The sequence below is a fragment of the Nesterenkonia sp. CL21 genome, from assembly GCF_031705515.1.
Classification (GTDB): Bacteria; Actinomycetota; Actinomycetes; order Actinomycetales; family Micrococcaceae; genus Nesterenkonia; species Nesterenkonia aethiopica.
The window spans coordinates 888,430-907,067 of record NZ_JAUTWR010000001.1 but is presented as its reverse complement, the minus strand read 5'-3'; the positions used below and the strand labels follow the sequence as shown (position 1 = coordinate 907,067).

General features: G+C 68.1%; 17 protein-coding genes. 4 read left to right on the top strand and 13 right to left on the bottom strand.

Annotated features, from left to right (window positions below):
* Positions 1 to 15: 15 nt before the first annotated feature.
* The gene (locus Q7C18_RS04095) at positions 16 to 420 is read right to left on the bottom strand and encodes a sensory rhodopsin transducer (RefSeq protein ID WP_070161583.1); all 405 of its coding nucleotides are present in this window, start codon (positions 418 to 420) and stop codon (positions 16 to 18) included.
* On the bottom strand, positions 417 to 1,673 hold the full coding sequence (locus tag Q7C18_RS04090; RefSeq protein WP_311024310.1) for a D-arabinono-1,4-lactone oxidase: 1,257 nt from the start codon (positions 1,671 to 1,673) through the stop codon (positions 417 to 419). The genes Q7C18_RS04095 and Q7C18_RS04090 overlap by 4 nt, the downstream gene beginning before the upstream one ends.
* A gap of 128 nt (positions 1,674 to 1,801) precedes the next feature.
* On the opposite strand from Q7C18_RS04090, the gene Q7C18_RS04085 reads away from it, so the two are divergent.
* A complete protein-coding gene (locus Q7C18_RS04085; protein WP_311024309.1) occupies positions 1,802 to 3,400 on the top strand; it encodes an FGGY family carbohydrate kinase in 1,599 nt (532 codons plus the stop codon).
* A 19-nt stretch (positions 3,401 to 3,419) separates the two neighbouring features.
* On the opposite strand, the gene Q7C18_RS04080 is transcribed toward Q7C18_RS04085, so the two are convergent.
* From Q7C18_RS04080 to Q7C18_RS04065, 4 genes are all read right to left on the bottom strand, one after another.
* Positions 3,420 to 4,409 carry an aldo/keto reductase gene (locus Q7C18_RS04080; RefSeq protein WP_070161589.1) on the bottom strand — a complete coding sequence of 330 codons (990 nt, stop codon included), beginning with the start codon at positions 4,407 to 4,409 and terminating at the stop codon, positions 3,420 to 3,422.
* Positions 4,410 to 4,551: 142 nt separating this feature from the next.
* The gene (locus tag Q7C18_RS04075; RefSeq protein ID WP_311024308.1) at positions 4,552 to 4,986 is read right to left on the bottom strand and encodes a VOC family protein; all 435 of its coding nucleotides are present in this window, start codon (positions 4,984 to 4,986) and stop codon (positions 4,552 to 4,554) included.
* Positions 4,987 to 5,031: 45 nt separating this feature from the next.
* Entirely contained in the window at positions 5,032 to 5,373 is a 342-nt protein-coding gene (locus Q7C18_RS04070; protein WP_311024307.1) for a hypothetical protein, read from the bottom strand.
* Between the two features lie 15 nt (positions 5,374 to 5,388).
* Positions 5,389 to 6,591, bottom strand: a complete 1,203-nt coding sequence (locus Q7C18_RS04065) for a DUF418 domain-containing protein (protein ID WP_311024306.1) — start codon at positions 6,589 to 6,591, stop codon at positions 5,389 to 5,391.
* A gap of 103 nt (positions 6,592 to 6,694) precedes the next feature.
* On the opposite strand from Q7C18_RS04065, the gene Q7C18_RS04060 reads away from it, so the two are divergent.
* Both Q7C18_RS04060 and Q7C18_RS04055 read left to right on the top strand, forming a co-directional pair.
* Positions 6,695 to 7,459 (top strand): TetR/AcrR family transcriptional regulator, encoded by a 765-nt coding sequence (locus Q7C18_RS04060; RefSeq protein WP_311024305.1) that lies wholly within the window; start codon positions 6,695 to 6,697, stop codon positions 7,457 to 7,459.
* A gap of 240 nt (positions 7,460 to 7,699) precedes the next feature.
* The gene (locus tag Q7C18_RS04055; RefSeq protein ID WP_311024304.1) at positions 7,700 to 7,990 is read left to right on the top strand and encodes a hypothetical protein; all 291 of its coding nucleotides are present in this window, start codon (positions 7,700 to 7,702) and stop codon (positions 7,988 to 7,990) included.
* A 22-nt stretch (positions 7,991 to 8,012) separates the two neighbouring features.
* Here the strand turns inward: Q7C18_RS04055 and Q7C18_RS04050 are convergent, their stop codons facing one another.
* The 6 genes from Q7C18_RS04050 to Q7C18_RS04025 all read right to left on the bottom strand — a co-directional run bounded on the left by Q7C18_RS04050 (position 8,013) and on the right by Q7C18_RS04025 (position 13,852).
* Positions 8,013 to 8,786 carry a TatD family hydrolase gene (locus Q7C18_RS04050; protein ID WP_311024303.1) on the bottom strand — a complete coding sequence of 258 codons (774 nt, stop codon included), beginning with the start codon at positions 8,784 to 8,786 and terminating at the stop codon, positions 8,013 to 8,015.
* The gene (locus tag Q7C18_RS04045; RefSeq protein WP_311024302.1) at positions 8,783 to 10,069 is read right to left on the bottom strand and encodes a hypothetical protein; all 1,287 of its coding nucleotides are present in this window, start codon (positions 10,067 to 10,069) and stop codon (positions 8,783 to 8,785) included. Before Q7C18_RS04045 ends, Q7C18_RS04050 begins: the two co-directional genes overlap by 4 nt.
* 1 nt (position 10,070) lies before the next feature.
* The gene (locus Q7C18_RS04040) at positions 10,071 to 10,388 is read right to left on the bottom strand and encodes a hypothetical protein (RefSeq protein ID WP_311024301.1); all 318 of its coding nucleotides are present in this window, start codon (positions 10,386 to 10,388) and stop codon (positions 10,071 to 10,073) included.
* Between the two features lie 470 nt (positions 10,389 to 10,858).
* Positions 10,859 to 12,865: a P-loop NTPase fold protein gene (locus Q7C18_RS04035; RefSeq protein ID WP_311024300.1), complete on the bottom strand. Its 2,007-nt coding sequence runs from the start codon at positions 12,863 to 12,865 to the stop codon at positions 10,859 to 10,861.
* Positions 12,866 to 13,049: 184 nt separating this feature from the next.
* Positions 13,050 to 13,442, bottom strand: a complete 393-nt coding sequence (locus Q7C18_RS04030) for a recombinase family protein (protein ID WP_311024299.1) — start codon at positions 13,440 to 13,442, stop codon at positions 13,050 to 13,052.
* Positions 13,439 to 13,852 (bottom strand): hypothetical protein, encoded by a 414-nt coding sequence (locus Q7C18_RS04025; protein ID WP_311024298.1) that lies wholly within the window; start codon positions 13,850 to 13,852, stop codon positions 13,439 to 13,441. The genes Q7C18_RS04030 and Q7C18_RS04025 overlap by 4 nt, the downstream gene beginning before the upstream one ends.
* 201 nt (positions 13,853 to 14,053) lie before the next feature.
* On the opposite strand from Q7C18_RS04025, the gene Q7C18_RS04020 reads away from it, so the two are divergent.
* Positions 14,054 to 15,055, top strand: coding sequence for a DNA-processing protein DprA (locus Q7C18_RS04020; protein ID WP_311024297.1), 1,002 nt, complete (start codon positions 14,054 to 14,056; stop codon positions 15,053 to 15,055).
* A 15-nt stretch (positions 15,056 to 15,070) separates the two neighbouring features.
* Here the strand turns inward: Q7C18_RS04020 and mobF are convergent, their stop codons facing one another.
* On the bottom strand, positions 15,071 to 18,634 hold the full coding sequence (mobF, locus tag Q7C18_RS04015) for a MobF family relaxase (protein ID WP_311024296.1): 3,564 nt from the start codon (positions 18,632 to 18,634) through the stop codon (positions 15,071 to 15,073).
* Between the last annotated feature and the right edge of the window lie 4 nt (positions 18,635 to 18,638).

Here is an 18,638-nt window from a genome sequence, read left to right as displayed (position 1 = left end):
CGAAGCGGCCAGACCTCAGTCGCCAGGGACTCCGGTGGTCACCGCCGTGCTCAGACCGCCCCTGCGGCTGTCGAGATGCGCCAGCTGGGCGACCACCGGAACGTCGCTCACCAGGCAGAGGCCATAAGGCTCCCCCAGCGGGACGGCCTCGGGGTCGATGAGGTCATTGATCCGCACATGGGTGACCCGGCCGGCGCCCACCCTGATCCGGTAGGGCCCCACCGGCTCGCGTGCGGCGTGGTGGACCGTGACCTCCACACAGGCGTCAGCCGCCTCGGCGTTGAGCAGACACAGCACGTCTCGGCTGGTGAACTCCGGTTCGTGCCCGGTGCTCTCCGGCGGGATCCACCCGGCGGAGAACGCCCACCGACGGTGGCCGGGTCCTGCGGCGGCATCTCCTCCAGGGGGTGAGTGCCTCATCCTGTCTCCTGTCGTCGAGGACGTCCTCCGTGGGTCTCCACGCCGAAGATCTCTCCCAGATGGTCGTTGAGGAAGACGCGTTCCGGGTCCATCCGGTCTCGCACCTCCAGGAAGTCCTCCCATTCTGGATAGAGCTCTCGCAGCTCCGGGGCTCGGAGCGAATGCTTCTTCCCCCAGTGGGGCCGTCCTCCGAAGGCTCGCAGGAGCGGCTCCATGTCCGCGAAATACGCCTGGTGATCCAACGTGGCGTTCTGCAGCAGAGCGATGGTCATCGTGGGGCGTCGCTGCGCGTTGCTGATCATCGCCCGGTCCGGTGCGACCGTCCGGACCAGGATCCGCCAGCCCACGCGTGCCCGATGACGGGCCTTCACGCGCTCCCGAACGCGCCGGAACGCCTCCAACGACGCGTCTAGCGGGAGCATGTACTCCATCTCCTCGAACCGCAGATCGCGGGCATTCGGGATGATCTCGTAGGACGGCCCCGTCTCCTCGGTCTTCACAGTCCCGGGCGGGACAGCCCCCGGCTGGTCGGGGTCCGGCTCATGGCCCGGGATGTTCAGCATGCGCACCTGGGCCAGATCGCTGCGCGGATACCAGTAGAAGTCGACGCTGCGGTGCGCCGCGATGAGCGCGTCGAAGTTCTCCAGCACCCAGTCCACGTGCGTCATCACATTGACCCGGTGCAACTGATAGGCAGGTTCGACGCGCAGGGTCAGGCGGGTGAGGACCCCCAAGGCGCCGAGGGAGACCTGAGCGGCTCGCAGCAGGGGGTCGTCGGTGTCGCCGCCGGCATCCTCGCCGAAGGCGACGGTCTCTCCCCGACCGTCGATGAGCTCTCCGCCCACCACCGTCGAGGACAGGTTGCCCAGCCGCACGCCGGAACCGTGCGTCCCCGTCCCGACGGCACCCGCGATGGCCTGGTAGTCCACATCACCGAGGTTCTCCAACGCGACTCCGTGTACGGCCAGCTGCGCCCCGAGCTCGGCAAGCCCCGTGCCCGGCAGCACCGTGGCCCGGCCCGAGTCGACGTCGGCGCCGCAGACCCCGGAGAAGTCGTCCAGGCTGACGAGCACGTCCTCGGTGCTCATCAGCGGCATGGAGGAATGTCCGGATCCCACAGGACGCACAGTGCCCCCGTGGGCCGCCGTCTCGGCGACGGTCTCCGCCAACTCGTCCACGCCGACGGGGCGCAGCCACCGGGCGGGGCTGCATGACACGCTGCCGGACCAATTGGTGAATCTGGGCTCAGTCATGGATCTCCTGACGGCTGGGCAGACGGCACGGGGCACCGCCGCCACCGTAGCCACCAGCGGTCGCCCAGGTCAGCCTCCCGCGGCCCGGTGATTCCAGTGCGCACCTCCCACCCGATACGCTGATGCGGATGCACAGCCTCCAGGACGCCCTCATCGTCGGAGTGGACTTCGGCACCTCCGGAGTGAAACTCGTGGTGGTCGATCAGCAGGGTCGGCATCGGTCCTCCCACCGCGAGGACTACCCGACTGCGCACCCTCCGTCCGCGTCTGGGGACGTGATGACGGAGCAGGATCCCGAGCACTGGTGGGACGCCTTCCGCGCGGTGATCGCCGCCGCCGTGACGCGCCCCGGCCTGGCCGAGCGCGTCGTCGCCATCGGCCTCACCGGCCAGATGCAGGACGTGGTCCTCCTCGATGCGGCAGGCCTGCCCGTGGCCCCGGCGATCCTCTACTCGGACGTCCGCGCCCACGAGGAGTTCGACGAGCTGGCGGGGGACCTTCCCGACTGGGCGGCACGCAGCGGCAGCCTCCAGGACGCCAGCGGACTGATGCCGAAGCTGCTCTGGCTGGACCGTCACCGACCCCATGTCCTCGAGGACGCCGCCGACGTCGTCTTCGGGCCGGCCGCAGCCATCGCCCGCCGCCTCGGCGCGCCGGCGCTGACCGACCCCACCACCGCTTCCACCACAGGGCTGCTCGAGCTGAAGTCCCGCCGCTGGTGGACCGGCGGACTCCGGGCGCTGCAGAGCCGCAGCCGGTCAGCGCGCCTGGCCGCAGGCCTGCCGGACCTCCTCCCCTCTCTCGTCGGGCCAGGCAGCGTGGCCTGCCGCCTCCGTTCCGAGGACGCGGCCGAGCTCGGACTGGCCGCGGACACACCGGTGGTGCTGGGTCTGGGCGACGCGGGCGCCTCGACCGACGGGGTGAGCGGGGACTCCCCCGGCCGGGGTTACGCCTCCCTGGGCGGCTCCGGGTGGATCGCCGCCGTCACCGGTGATCACGACGTGGGACGCCCGGCGGACACGGCTTCGCCCATACATCGCCTGGCCCTCTCCGGTGACGCGGACCTGAGGATCGCGGCGGTGCAGTCTGCCGGGACCGTGGCCGAATGGGCGCGCCGAGAGCTCCTGGCGGGAGCCACCCCGCAGGAGGCCGACGAGGCTGCGGCCACCCGACTCGGCGTCTTGGCGCCGCGCCCCCTCTGCCTGCCGTCTCTGACCGGGGAACGCTACCCGGTCAGAGACGCGGCGGCCCGCGGAGCGTTCGTGGGGATCACTCCGGAGACGACCGCGGTCGACCTCTATCTGGCGGTCCTCGGTGGCGTCGCCTATTCCCTGGCCTGCGGCGTCGACGAGCTGAACCTGCGCCAACCCACGTTGCCGACGGTGGGCGGAGGAGCCTCCAGCAGAGTGTGGCGACAGCTCCTGGCGGACGCCACCGGAATGGACGTCCTGCACGTCTGCGGGGGCGAGGACGCCGCGGCACGCCACGCGGCCCGCGCAGCGGCCGAGACCGTGCTCCATCGGCACCAGATCCGACCGCTGGCGGACCAGTCGCGCCCCGCTCAGGACGCTGGGGAGGACTCACCCACGGCAGGAGCCGCTGCGGCGATATCGTCGGAGGTGCCGACGCGCCCCTCTCCCCTGGTGGCTGAGCATCAGCATCGGCGGCGGATGCACCGAGAGCTCCACGGTGCGCTGGAGAGCACGTTCTCCGCCTGGAGACGCTGAATCCGCCCCACCGCCACCGTCACCAGCGGGGGTGGATGACCTCCCGGAACGTCGTGTCGTAGAGGTCCCGGACGGCGTCCAGGAACTCCTGAGACAGCGGCTCGACCTCTCCGGCGGCGGCATTGGCCCGAGCCTGCTCCGTGGAACGGGCACCCGGGATCACAGTGCTCACGCCCTCCTGCTGAGCGACCCAGGCCAGCGCGGCGGTCGCCGGCTCGAGGCCGACGCCGCGGGCCAGCTCCGAGAACGTCGCGGCTGCTTCCACGCCGGCCGCATAGTCCACCCCGGAGAACGTCTCCCCGACGTCGAACGCCTCCCCGCCGCGGTTGAAGCTGCGATGGTCGTTCTCCGCGAAGACGGTCTCGGTGGTGTAGCGGCCGCTGAGGAGCCCACTGGCCAGAGGAACCCGAGCGATGATCCCGACGCCGGCGGACTGAGCGGCGGGCAGCACCTCATCCAGGGGCTTGCGCCGGAAAGCGTTGAGAATGATCTGTACTGTCGCCACGTGGGGCCGCGCGATCGCGTCGAGGGCCTGCCGGCAGGTCTCCACGCTGACGCCGTAGGAAGCGATCGCACCGTCTTCGACGAGGCGGTCGAGGGCTTCATAGACCGCATCGGAGGCGATGACGTCGCTGGTGGGACAGTGCAGCTGGACCAGGTCCAGGGTGTCCACTCCGAGGTTGCGGCGGGAACGGTCCGTCCATGCACGGAAGTTGTCGTAGGTGGCGTGCGCGAGGTCGGGCTCAGGCGCCCTGCGGATCATCTTCGTGGCGACGGTTCCGTCCCATGCCGGATTCTGCTGGAGCCAGCGCCCGATGAGGGTCTCGCTGCGCCCGTCCCCGTAGACGTCGGCAGTGTCGAAGAAGGTCACCCCTGACTCGGCGGCCTCATCCAGGACGGCCAGGGCGGCGGAGTCCTCCACATCGCCCCAGTCCGCTCCCAGCTGCCAAGTCCCCAGGCCGATGGCTGAGACCTCCCGACGAGTCCTGCCCAGAATCCTGTGGTCCACGTGTACTCCTGTGCGGTGTCGACGACATGTGGCGGCGCGATCGATCCGGCCGCCGAGGTCAACTCTAGTCCTTCCGCAGGACATAATCCGGTCGTCACACGCCACGGTCCCAGCGAGCAGCCGAGGAGCCGATGCCTGGAGGTCAGTCCCGCGAGCTCTCGGCTGCTCGGCGATCCCGCAGCTCGAGGAAGTGTGGGCTGTACATGAGGCCGAGGATGTTGCCGAACGGGTCGGCCACCTGGGCGGTCTCCCACCCTTCGGTGCCCCGTGGCGTCGGAGGTTCGAGCTCCGTGGCGCCGAGCTCGAGGAGGCGCCCGACCGCGCCGGAGACATCATCCACATGCCAGTACATGACCGCTCCCGCTGGACGGACCTCTCCATGACCTCCGGGACGGTACTGACTGCTGATCAGGCCGAGTTCGGCATCCTGGTCGCCGACCCGAAATTCCACGTAGGCCGGGTCCTCCCTCGACGGTCGGACGAAATAGGGCTCGATGCCCAGCACCTCCCGGTACCAGCTCGCGGCGCCTGCGACGTCGTCGACGTAGAAGTTGATGGTGGTGAATCCGTGGAGCATGGTGTTCCTTTCGGTCGTCTGTGGGGCCGCGGCTCTCCGAGGCGTTCAGGGATCGGGCGGCCTCCTCTTCTGGTACTCGACCAGCCCTGCTGGCCGCATCCGGTCCCCAGCGATGAGTCTCTCCGCCAGGGCGACGTTGCGCGCTGACCAACGGCTTCCACGACGACGGGGCGAGTAGCGCTGCAGATAGGTCTTGTCGTCGACGGCGCGCCGGTGACTGTCGATCCATCCGAAGCACAGGGCCGCTTCGGTCGCCTCCTCCGGCTGGATCGAGGGGATGCCGGAGGCCCGCTTGCCGATCAGGATCCACACCTCCGGTGCGGTGTCATGATGGGCCTCGAGCCAGCGCTCCCATTCGCCCGTGGTCTTCGCGGTGATCACATCCATGACGGAACGGCTCCTTCAGCGTGTCAGCGGTCTGGTCGCTCGCGGACTGCTCGGGCGGCTCCAGTTCGTGAACCAACGAAGAAGATGCTCCGCGGGTCCGTATCGGTGGCGCCGCAGCCACCATCGGCTCGCCACGACGGACCCGGCGAACACGATGCAGGCCGTCAGGATCAGCAGCGGCGGCGACACTCGGCCGGCCAGCCCGAGTCCGACTCCGGTGAACAGGAGGACGCCGACCACCGACTGCGCCAGATAGTTCGACAGCGCCATCCGACCGACCGGCGCGAACGCCTCGCGGATCCAGGCCGCCCGGTGCATGAGCTGCACCAGGGTCGACACGTAGGCGGCGGTCAGGAACGGCGCCGTCGCGACGCTCACGGCGACGGCGACTGTGTTGCTGTCGGCGCCCAGGAGGGCGTAGACGATGCCTCCGCCGAGGCCCACCGGGAAACCGACGACCTGGGCCTGCCGCAGCAGACGAGGGCGTTCGCTCAGCGCGGTGAACAGGCCGCGTCGTGCCGCGACCATCCCGAGGAGGAACATCGCCAGGGCAGTGGGTCCCTGGAGTGATGCCGCCTGCACCACCAGCAGATCGAGTCCGCTGAGGTGGTGCGCCACAACGTCGGCGGGACCGCCCAGCAGGAGCTGAGTCTGCTCCGCGGCGATGATCAACCGCTGAGCCTCTTCGGGCATGAACGCTGAGCGATCGATGAACAGAGCACTCATGATCAGGGACAGCAGCACGAAGGCGTAGATCGCCCCGGCGGCGCGGAGTGCGACGACGTCTCTCACGCGGTGCATCGCCACCAGGATCAGACCCACCACGGCGTATGTGGTCAGCACATCTCCGCCGTACAGCACCACGATATGCCCGACCCCGAGCAGGAAGAGGCCGAGGATCCTGCGCAGCATCCGCGGGACGAAGGCCTTCCCCGCTCGTCGGGACGCCTCCATCTGGAGGACGAAGCTGTAGCCGAAGAGAAAGGAGAACAGGAGGTAGAACTTCATCGAGAACAGCACCGCGACGAGGAAGCGTGCGATGTGGTCGACCGGCGACGAGAACGACGGGTCGTCCACCAGGTTCCCCGGGTAGGCCGATGCCATGAAAGTGATGTTGACGACGAAGATGCCGAGCAGGGCGAAGCCGCGCAGGGCGTCGACGTCATGCAGCCTCTGGTGTGTGGCGATGCGCGCCGTCTGGGGAGATTCTGGGGCCATGCGGAAACTATAACAGCTAAACTATATATTGTATACTAAGTGGCCTCAGGTATCCTGGGACGCGCCCGAAGCCATCGGGCGGACCAGCCACCGGATCGGGACCATGAACGACAGCACCGTGCCTGACCTCATGCGCCGCCAGTGGCGGCTCCCTGCGAGCCAGGCGCGTCAGGGACGCAAGCCGAGACTGGATCTCGAGACGGTGATCACGACGGCGGTAGAGCTGGCTGACACGTCAGGCCTGGATGCAGTGACTCTGCCCCGCATCTCCGACCAGCTGGGCGTCACGGCCATGTCGCTGTACCGGCACATCGGCTCCAAAGAGGATCTGCTCCACCTGATGATGGATGCCGCGAGCGAACTGCCCGGCACGTCGGCACCCCCTGGCGGATGGCGCCCCGGCCTGCGCCAATGGGCGCTTGACCTCTGGGACCTGTACGTCCGGCGCCCATGGATCCCTCGGATCCCGGTGCATCGCGCGCCGTCAGGCCCACATCAGATCGCCTGGCTGGAACGTGGTCTCGAACCCCTGGCCGCGACCCGGCTGACGTGGCGCGAGAAGATCCGCGTGATCACTCTGCTCAGCGGTTTCGTGCGACAGTCCATCCTGCTCATGCAGGACCTCCACGACGGCCGCCCCGCAGGTCAGGCCCAGGCTGAGGCCGAGCACGAGTACGGGTCGGCGCTGACGCAGCTCGTCACAGCGGACCGCTTCCCCCAGGTGGCCGAGATGCTCGCCTCGAGCGTCTTCCCCGAGACGGACGAGCCGACGCAGGTCACCGAGAGGAGAGAGTTCATCCACGGCCTCGACCTGGTGCTCGACGGACTTGAGGTGCGAATCGAGGAGGCGAGCGCCGCCGCGGGGTGAGCCCGCCTGCACCCCTCTGGGAGCGGATCATCTCCAGACGCAAAAATGCCCCGTCATCTGACGAGGCATCTCTGGGTAATTCATCTATCGGTGGAGGTAGTGCGACAGTGCTCTAACCTTGCCCCGGCCCTACAGTTGGCAGTCTCCTCACATCGAGCGATCCGGCGTCGGCACGGGTCAGCGGCGGCACCAGCCTTCTCGCTGCCGTTGCCGCACCCGGTTCCGCGGTTGACGGCGGCGATGATGGATGAGGCGGAGCGCCGATACAAGGGCGGCGAGATCCTGCGGGCGATCGCGGGTGATCTGGGCGTGAGTCGGCAGCGGATCGCTGACCGGTTGCGGGAGCGAGGCGTGCGGCTGCGCGGTGAGAAGCCGTCTTTCGAGCAGTTGCGCGAGATGTGCCTGCGCTACGAGCAGGGTGAGTCGTTGTCGAGAGTGGGCGCGCGCCTTGGATTCAACCCCAGTTCCGTGCGTGTCGCGCTCCTCGCTGCGGGTGTGAAGCTTCGGGACACTCATGGGCGAGTGCGGTGAGCCTCGGGGCCCTGTCTGGGTGTTACTCGATCGCCCCGAGGATCGATGCGACTCGGGGTGGCAGCAGAGGCTTCGTACCTGTGGTGTTCACAAGTGTGGCGAGGTTGCGCCAGGCGTGGGCTCGGATCTGAGCAGTGGTGACGCCGCGCTGCTTGGCGAGAGCTGCTTCGACGTCGCGGACGTTGCCAGGTTGATGCGGGCGGGCTCCGCTGCGGTTCCCATCTGGGTGGTCTGTTTCTAGGAGAAGACGGTCCATGGGGATGAGATCGATGGCGTCGCTTCGGCGCAGGGTGGCGGTGTTGATCGAGAAGTAGGCCCCGAGTTCAACTGCGCGCCTTGTGACGGCCCGCTCGCCCAGCCACCAGTGCAAGATCGCGCCGGTGATCGGGGTGCGTTCGAGATGCTCCACGACTTCGCTGGTTGCCCGGTAGCTGTGGATCGACGTGAGGCGAGGCGTCACTTGGAGTTGTGTGAGCAGCGCGGCCAACACCTCGTGCTGTTTGGCGAGGCGGGATGGAACTCTCGCGTCGAGTCCGATCTCGCCGACGTAGGGGGTGCGGGCGATGAGACGCTCGAACTCCTCTGGGTCGTAGCCGTCAAGTGCGGTCTTTACTCCTGGGTGAACACCGACGCCCCAGATCGCGAGCAAGTCGTGGTGCTGGCGATCGAGGGCGCGACGCGACTCGTCGAGGCTTCGGCTAGCAGCGAAGATCACAGCTCGGAGGTTCAGAAGGTCCCGAGGTGCGATCGTCGGGTCGATGTGGGCGTGGAGGTCAACGGCCGGCAAGTTGGTCATGTCAGCGTCTCCAGCTCGCGCGCGCCGCGGACGCACAAGTCACGGGCGTCGGTTGCGGAGTAGCCGTCGGGCAGGCGCATCGCTGCGATGTCGCTGACCCGGATTCCGCGGGCCAAGAATCCTCGGATGCTGGGAAGGATCGACGCTTTTTCGAGTTGGGATCTCGCGGCCTCGCTGGGAGGGGCGTCGATCACATACGTGCTTCGGTCGGTGAGCTCAGCCGCCGCGAACGATGCCCGGCGCACCAGGCACCCGAAGCACGTTCCGCAATGGTCGGTCGCTGTCACGCCGAGCCATCGTCGGTTGGTAAACGCGCACGAGTTAGTGGCGCTGAGGAGCTCCGAGGCAGGGTCATCGCCGACCTGATCCGCCAGCCACCGGAACATCTCGCCCTTCGTCTGTGCCGCGAATGGATTGGACAGGGTTCCCCATGCGCCAGCGGCGGAAATGAGTCTGGACAGTTCGGTGAGGAACCACGGGTGGGTGGTGCGGGTGGAGAGACTCCCGAGCTGGTCAGGGCCCAGGGGTGGGTTCAGTGACGCGAATCCGTTCTCGGGGATCCAGAGCTCCACCTCGTTGACCGAGGCAAGGGCGAGGCCGAGCGCAAGGAACAGGAACGATCGGGTTCGCGTGGTGTTCTCATTCTTGAACCGGTGGCCTCCGGGTTGCGTCTGGCGTCGGGTGAAGCGGATCTGCGCGTGCTGCTGCGTGATGCCCTCGGGGCAGAGGTCTCGTATACGTTCGGCGACGTCCTGCTGAATGGGTGAGATCGATGTCGCCCCGACGTGAGATACGAGCAGGTGCGGTTCGGGCCGGGTGCGCGCGAGGAATGCACCGGTGGCGGAGTCGGCGCCGCCGCTCATGAGCACCACGCGCTGCACGTCGGGATACCCGTTGGGCGCGATGTCCTCACGAGGGATGCGTGCTGCACGGAAGGTGAGCGTCCATCGGTCACCGGACAAGAAGTCGAGGAGCTGCTGCAGCTGGTTCGTGATGGCGTTCCAGGGTGCCGGGTCGTGGACGGGGACGCTCAGAGCGATGTGGCGTTGGGTCCAGTTCACGCCGCCGGCCCGGCGCGGAACGGAACGGTCTGCGGCGTACACCATCGCAGCGAGACGGAACAGTTCGATGTTCTCGCGTCGCACCGGGCCGAGCTTGCCCAGCCGGGGCCCCAGTGAGGTGTTGAAGGTGCCGGCCCCAGCGGTGGGCCAGTAGAACGTGCGCTCGGCGGATTCGGGAGTGAGCACCGATGGGACTTGGAAACGAAGGTCGAACTGCGTCATCTCAATCCGCCTCGTGAATGGTTCTGAGATATTCCAGTCCGTCTTCGATCGCGCGCGTGAACTCCTCCGCACTGGGTCCGCTAGGCGAGAGATCCGCGTGCGCGGCAAGCTCTTCCGCGGCCTGACGAATCCCGTCCTCGAACGCCGCGCGTTCGGCCCCTGACATGTCCTTGGCATTCAGAGTGGATGCGGTCTCCACGAGGTATGCCTCGGCCAGGATCAGGGCAACCGCTTCCTCGGCGATCTGCCCGAGCGACACGTCCGTTCCCGTGTTGTCGCTCTCGACGAGCCATTCGGCGAGTCTGCCGACGACCTCCATCTGCTCCGCAGTTTCGATCGTTCCCGCGGGGAGGTCCTCACAGACTTTCTGTGCGATCTGGTGGGCGACGTCGAAGATGTTCGGGTTGGCTCGAAGTGCGTCGTAGTCCAGGCCGAGATCGCGGAGAGTCTGCGCGTCGCCGCTGCGGTACGCGTATGCCGCTGCGGCTCCACGGCCGGCGGAACGCGCGGACGCTGTCGTCGATCGCGATAGGCTCTCGGTGCTCCGGCGGCCATTCCCCCCACTCCTTCCCCCTCCGCCGCGAGAGGAACGAAAGAGCGCGGCTGTGGGCAGCACCCTGCCGGCTGGTGAGCTCGGGGACGGCTTCAGCGGGGAGAGAAGCGAGGGCTGGCTGTCTGAGGGCGGCGGGGCCTGGCCGTCAGCCCCCGGGAGGCTGGCCAGCCAGTCGTCGAGTCCATCGCGCAGATCACCACCGGCGGCGCTGCCGGAGTAGGAGCCTTTTGTTCCCATCAGCGCTTACCGCCCTTCGGTGGCGGCGTGGTGAGCGCCTTCTTGATGTTGCCGTCTGGGAGCTGCGCAGCCAACGCGTTGATGACGTCCTTCATCCCGGGGATCTCGATCCCGGCGAGGATGACGGCGGTACCCGGCTGCAGATCGGAGGCCGGGAGCCGGCGAAACGCGTCAAGCGCGGCCGGTTGCACGGCGACATGTGCAGCGGCGAGCCTGACGATCCCGGAGACCGCGCCTCGTTGTTCCTGGACACGGTCTCGTGCACGCAGTGCCAGGTGCCGCAGCAGCTGATCGACATCGTCGGTCGTGAGTGCTCGCAGGCTCTCGTCGGTGAGCTGCCGCCTGTCCACCGTTCGGGTCGAGGCCAGCTGCGCGGCCAGATCGCGGAGATGTTGGGGAAGCTCAGCACTGACGAGGAGGTCACCGCGGAAGGATGCCGCCAAGTGCAGGTACGGGCTCAGGTCGTGGTCATGAAGATCCGGTGGGAGCTTGGCCCACCGAATCATGTCCTCGGCGAAGTGCGGTGCGACCGCGGATGCTGACATCGCTTGGGTCGGCGCTTCCTCCTCTTCGGGTGGTCGGGCTTCTTCTGCCGTGCCGGACGGTTCCGCTCCGGTCACCTCCGCAACCATTTCGGCGGGTTCATCCGGTGCGCGGTCGGCGAGGTCAGCTGGCGGAGCGGGGACTGGAGATTCCTTCGGACGGTTCGCTTGCGCTTCCAGCGACTCCAGTCGATCTCGAAGCTCACCGGTTCGCAACCATGACAGCACGGACTGGAACTGTTCCGGCAGGAGAACTTCAAGAACCATGAGCTTGGCGACGACGTCGAAGTCGAGCTCGATACCCCGCCGCGCAGCGATGGATCGACGAATGTTCAGGTCGTTGAGGAATCGCTTGATACGCCGCGGGTTGCCCCGGAGTTTCTCGTAGAGGATCGTGGTGAGCCGACGCGCGAAAGACAGCTCTCGCTGGACGTCGAGACCGTCAGGCGCCTGGAGGTCGTCGAGAGCACCGGCCATGCGGAGCCGGTGGCATTCGGTGATGACCTTTTCGAGTTGCTCATCGGTGAGACGCTGGTCAACGCGATTCTGCAACTGCAGCAAGAGCACATACGACTCAGTGTCGAAGGCACCCAGAGCCGGCAGTGGCACGGTCGTCTGGACGATCTTGTGCAGGTAGAGCTTCGACGGGGGCTCTGCCGGGAGAGCGTCTTCGTCCTCGGGGCGCTCCGTGGGCATGCTCGACTCCGGCAGGCGGGTGCGGATCGCATCAGCGACACGGTCTTCGTCTGCCGCGATGACGAACGCCATGCCCTCAACGCTCAGGAAGAGACGGATCGCTTCCAATGTCTCCACGACGGTATCCACCAGGCACCGGTCGAGGTCGTCGACCAGCACCGCCACCCGGCGCACGTGAGCCATCTCCTCGGCCCCCAACAGCTCAGCAAACTCAGCCTTGAAACCGGCCAGGCCCCGTGGCTGGTCGCCAGTATCAGTCCCCTCGGACGCCGGTTCTCGAATGAGATCCAGCACTTCGCTGACACCGGGGATCTGCAGGGTGAGCGAAGACTTGGCGGCGAGCTTGACCGCCTTGGCCCAGTCGACCCGATCAGAGAGTCTCTTCAAGAGCTTCTTGATCTTCTTGCCCTTGGACTCCTCGACGTCCTTGAGGCTTTCGGTGAGTTCGGCCGCGATAGCTTCGAGGACCTCACCGATCAGGCTCTCCTTCGCGCCCACGGCAGGGTCGTAACGCCAGGGATCGGTGCGGACGGTGATGATCTTGGCGTTCTCAGGGTCGCTACGGGAGTCAAGATCAGCCTTGATAAGTTCAAGGACGGTGGTCTTGCCGCTACCCCACGGGCCGGACAGTCCGATCGCCAATGGATCGAGTGCGTCATCGAGCACGGCGTCAGAGACCGTTTCCGCGATTGCACGCGCTGCGAGGAAGTCCACTTTCGACGGCTCATCGGACCAGAGGCGACCGCGAAGGTCCTCAATCGTGGACATCACGCCTCCTCACATTCAGCTGCGAAGGCGATTCCATGAGACATGCCGCGAGCCCGCCCGCCGCCGGGACGGTGCGCGAAGCGCCACAAGCATCCGACGGCCCAAGTTCTCGTCCAGGATCTCACGTCGGCCCTCCCACCCGGGTCCGACACGCAGGGAGCCCTCAGCAGTTGGCCGTAACGGGTCAGTCCGTGGAGTCGCTACCACCGGAGGGGAACGACCGCCGGGCCTCGGCATCGAGGTGTGCCTGCTTGAGGTTCTCCTCGACGGAACCCGTCGTGCGGTCTTTGGTGACGTGGATGTCGACTCCGGCGTCGTGGAGTTGCTGGACAACGGCGACGTGATCGGTGTACTTGGAGCCGAGCCGAGCAAGATCGGTGACAATGAGCCCGGTCACGTCCTCCCGCTCGACGGCATCGAGCACGCCACGCAGACCATAGCGACTGCGCCCGACGTCGGTGAAGACCTCGGTGATTGTCAGGCCGTGCTCGTCAGCGTAGCGGCGGCAGTCGGCTTCTTGCTGGTTCAACCAGGTCGGGTTCTCCGCCGCGCTGTACCGGTAGGTGACGGTCTTCATGATGCACCTCCGGCCATGACCAGAGCCTCATCCGGCGTAGCGCGTGGGACGGCTTCGCGGCGGGCGTTGCGGTGCTGGATGTGCTCGCGGTGTCGGACGCGGGTGAGGGCGAAGAGGCTCATCGGGCCGAGCCAGAGCATTTTGAGCGCGTTCCATGCGCACAGCAGGACGACCAGGTGGAGCCATCCCCACTCCGAGCCGGCCTGGTCGATGACGTCGCTCAGGAGCTTGACGGCGGCGATGTAGGGCGCGGCGAGCAGCATCGCGGGAACACCCCACTTGAGTCCGCGGCGGGTGTAGACGGCATCGCGGATGCGGTTCGTCGGGAAGAGACGGCGGGTCTTTTCCAGGTTCTGGGCGGTGTTCTCGCTCTGGCGCCAGCGGCGTCGGACGCGGTCGCTGAGGAACATTGCGGGCCTCCTTCAACACGGTCGAATGATCGAAGCGGCGTGTTGGTGGTGGCCCCACGGAGGGGCGATCCCGGAGGACCCTACAGATTGGAAGCCTGCGCTTCGCCTTCGAGTTTACGCCGGAGCCGCGCCAAGGGGAAGGTCTCCCCGCTGCTCCGGGTGCACCTGCTCGGTAGTGCCTGCGAGTGGAAGGACCCGATCATGGTTTCTCTGGCTGACCGCGCCCGCGATGAGCGGACGGCCCGCGTGATGCTCTCGATGATCGTCGAGCCCAATGACGCCAAGATCGGTCGCTTGCTGCGACGCGAAGGCGGCATCGAGACCCTCCGCCTACTCGACGCTGGCGGGCCCATGCCCGGCTTCCGGGCCGAGGAAGCGGCGATCCTGCACCACACCGCCCAGCAGTTCGGCTCGCGGGTCAGCTTCACGGACGACCTGGCCCACGCCGTCGACGGCTCATATACACCGCTGGTCCCTGGCGATGCGCACTGGCCCGTCTCGGTCGACGAGCTGAGCGATCGCGCCCCCTACGTACTGTGGGCGAGAGGGGCGACGTCGTACCTCGCGACCCGGAGCGATGCGAGGGTCACGATCACCGGGTCTCGGGCCGCGACCAGTTACGGGGATCATGTCGCCGGAGAGCTCGCCGCGGATGCGTCGATGGCCGAGCAGATCGTCGTCTCCGGCGGCGCCTACGGTATCGACGGCGCCGCACATCACGGCGCGCTGGCAGCCGATGGTGACACGATCGCGGTCATGGCCGGCGGCCCGGACCGGCTCTATCCCGCGGGGCATCGCGACATGCTCGAACGGGTCGGCGGTCTGGGGCTGCTGCTGAGCGAGATGCCGCCCGGCTCGGCTCCGACGCGGCACCGGTTCATCGCCCGCGGTCGGCTCCTCGCGGCGCTGTCCTCGGCGACGGTGATCGTGGAAGCCGGGGCGCGATCCGGCGCGCTGAACGTCGCCCGAGAAGCGAACGCCCTCGGCCGGGGCGTCGGGGCAGTGCCCGGCCCGATCACGTCCGCGGCGAGCACCGGCACGCATCTGCTGCTGCGCGAGGGCACCGCCACCCTCGTGACCGGCTCGCACGATGTCGCCGCCCTCACGACCAGCCGGCAGCAGGCACCGGCACGAGACCAGGGCCTGAGTACCGGGCAGGACCTCGATGCTCTCGATCAGGAGCTGCCCGGCCGTTCCCTGTGATCGAAGGCTCGTCGCTCAGAGCGTGCGCCCCTGCCGGGCCTCGATGTTGAGGTCCGGCTGTTCGGTGTCCGGGGTCTGCTGGCTGAGCTGCTTCGCCCGGCTCAGCGCGGCCTGGGCGCGGGCGGCGTCGATCTTCTGTGCCTCCGACCCGGCTACGGCGCCGAGCGGGTGATCGTCGGTGATCTGGTAACGGTCGCGGTACGCGGCAACGACCTGCCCGAACCTGCGCCACCGCCGCGCGGCACGCGCCTCCCCTGGCTTCGCGCCGAGCGCGGTCGTCCACGGCGCGGCCTCGTCGGTGTCGCGGTCGAAGACCGCGGCCGCGCGACGCTCGATCAGCTCCTGCCGCTCTACCAGTGTCCGGTGCATCTCCGGATCTGTGACTCCTGCGGCGTATGGGATGAGGCCGGCGATGAGCTGCGGCGCCTGCCTCGTGCGGCCGGACCCGGCAGGTCTGGTCGTGGCGCGAGCGACGCGGTGATGCAGGACGGAGGCGATGTCGTCGGCATCCTCGAATCCCCGTGCCGCCACCAGACGCGGGAGCAGGTCGTCGAGGTCGTAGCGGTTCGCCTCCGCGCGGCGCAGCTCGGTCGACAGGGCGCCGTAGGCGTCGGAGCCGAGCACGAGATCGACCTGCCCTTCCGTGAGGCCGGCGATCTCCAGGAGGGTGGCCCAGCGGTCGTGCTGGCCGGCCTGGGCGATGGTCTCGTACTCCGCGGCGAGCTGCCCGATCGAGCCCCAGCGTTCCTGCTCGGCGGTGATGGTCTCGTGCGCGGACAGCTCCGCGCCGACGTGCTGCAACACTCCATAGAGGACGCTGCGGGAGGTGGCGTCGGGGTTGTCGGAGGGGTGCGGGGCGACATGCTCGGTATCGGCGGTGTCGGTGGCGACGTAGGCGTGGTTCCCGTGGCGGCCGCGGGTCATTGCGACGTAGAAGTTCTCCCGCGTCGTCGTCGCGGTCACGACCGCGTGGGCGGTGTCGACGGTGATGCCCTGGGCGCGGTGCGCGGTGATCGCGTACCCGAGCTCGACCTGCTCGGCCACATACGAGGCCGGGAGCACCATCGACCCGCCGAACCGTCGACCGTCGGGGCGAACGGTGATCGACCCGTCCTCGCCCACGGCAGTGACCGTCCACCGGTCGCCGTTGCGCACCCACGATCTGCCGTTCTTCGAGCGCAGATGCCGGTTGTTCTCGCGCGTGATGACCCGGTCCCCGCGTGATGCGCTCGTCCCGTCATGCAGGACGGCCTCACGTCCGGGGGTGATGGTGCCGTCAAGGATGAGGTCGGCGCGGGCACGCTCGTTGAGCTGGGTCACCGTCTCCCGCGTCTCCGCGACCAGGATCGACGCCCGCCCCTTCTGGGAGTCGTGGCGCCAGGCGGCGTAGGCGGCATCGACCATCGTCTCCTGCTCTCCACCGCGGACCCGGCCGTGCTCGATGAGGACGTCGATCGCGCTCGTGCGGCCGTGGCGCAGGTTCAGAGAGTTCGTCTTCTCCCACGACGCCGAGAACCGATGCACATCGGTGAGCTCGGGGGCGTCGTCGCGGTCGTGCACGAGCATCCCGAACGCCCCGCCCGCGTCGACGGCTTGGAGCTGAGACCAGTCACCGACCAGGAGGACCTTCGCGCCGGCTTCTTCTGCCACGGCGGTGATGCGGTCGAGGGAGCCGGTGCCGGCTAGCGATGCCTCGTCGAGGATCACGAGCTGCCCCTGCTCGAAGGTGCGGCCCTGATGAAGATGCCGCTGCCACCAGCGGGCGGTGTTGTCGGTGGCGATGCCGAGTTCCTCGCCGAGGACCTGCGCGGCCGTCTCCGACGGCGCGAGGCCGATCACCGAGCCGGAAGCGTGTTCCTTCTCCCACGCTCGCTTCAAGGCGCTCATCGCTGTCGTCTTTCCCGCCCCTGCCGGCCCGACCAGGACGTCCACGACCCGGCCGGAGGCCGCGATCCGTGTGAGCGCCTCGGCTTGATCCGGTCCGAGCCGGCGCCCCTCAGCGTCGGGCTTGCCGGTGATCTTCTCCACGGTCGCAAGCTCGATCGTCGGACCGGTCATGGCGTGGGAGCGGTCGAGGAGGCGGTCTTCGGCGGCCAGCAGCTCCTCGGTCGAATACAGGATCGCCCCGGTGTGGCGGAAGCGGCTCGACCCGTCCGGTCGGCGGAACAACAACGGGCTCGACGCCAGCTCCGGCGGCGTCAGCCGCAGCGACGCTTGTTCGGCGGCATCGGTGACCATCCCCGTGATCGCCTCGCGATCCTCCGCGGTCGCGAACCTGATGCCCATGAGCTGGCGGCTCGCTTCGGCGTGCAGGTTCCAGCGCCGCCACGTCGACCGCTTCTCACCCACCACCTCGACCACGGAGCGGCCGAGGTCGGCGATCGTGTCCAGCGGCACGTCATCGGCCCGCAACAGTGCCGACTGCACCGCGGTCGTTGAGACGGTGCGTGCCCATCCGGTCGCATCCTCGCCCAGCAGCTCGGTGGCGCGGGTACGCCAGTCGGTGGTGAGGTCGGCGAGGGAATGCATCTGCTTCGCCGGCCGGGTCGCGAGCGTCGCCTGTGCACGGAGCTTCAAGACCGTCTTCGAGGACGGCTGGCGGCCGTGCCTGTGCACGTAAGCGTCGATCAGGCGGGTCTTCTCCTCCTCGATCTGCCGGGTACGAGAGGAGAACTCCGTCACCAGTGCCTCCGGCACCGGCGCGAGCTCCCACGCCGGGTTCCGATCCCGACCCCGCTCCCGCGCTTCCCACTCGATGCCGAACGTGCCCGTGATCCGGTCGGCCAACGTCGCGTTGTACAACTCTGAGAGGGCGACGATCGAGGCGTGCACGGGCCTGCCGGCGAGGGTGCGCCACTCCTGGTCCTGCACGGTGAGGACCTTGTTGCTCACGACGACGTGTGTATGCAACTGGGGGTCGGAACTGCGGGAATCGTAGTGGTCGAACGCGGTCGCCAAGACTCCGCCGACATCGGCGTGCGCGACCGCCCCCTCGGGGCCTGCCGCGCCGACGCGGGTGACCGCGACCTCTCGTTCGAGGAACGCGATCACCTCCGCAACCGCCTGATGATGAGCGTCCGCGATCAGCGATTGCGTGCCCGCGTCCGCAACCCCCCACAGCGCCGAGAGCGACTTCGGCACCGAGAACGTCAGATCGTAGCCGGCGACCGCCCGGCGGGTGCCGCGCTCGGCCTCCTCCGCCTCGATCGCCGCGACCTGCTCGGCACGAGAGACCGGGCCGAGCTCCGGATCGAGAGCCGCGACGCGCTTGTCGACGCGCTCCTGCACGCTCGCGTACTTCCGGTATGCCTCACCCAACGCCTCGCCCGTGATCGGGTCGCGGCCCATCCCGACCAAGAGCTGGAGCTGCGCCTCGGAGACCTGCCCGCCTTCGGCGAGCTCCCCGCCGCCAAGGAACGGCAGACCCGACCCCATCCAGAAACCGGGAGGTGTTCCCTCCTCGGTGTAATACCTCGTCAACGGCGTCGAGAGATCACGATCGCCATCGCCCGCGGCGACAGTGCGCAGGAGGTACTGGTAGCCGTCGCCGGCCGACATCACGCGCATTGAGACCGTCATAGCG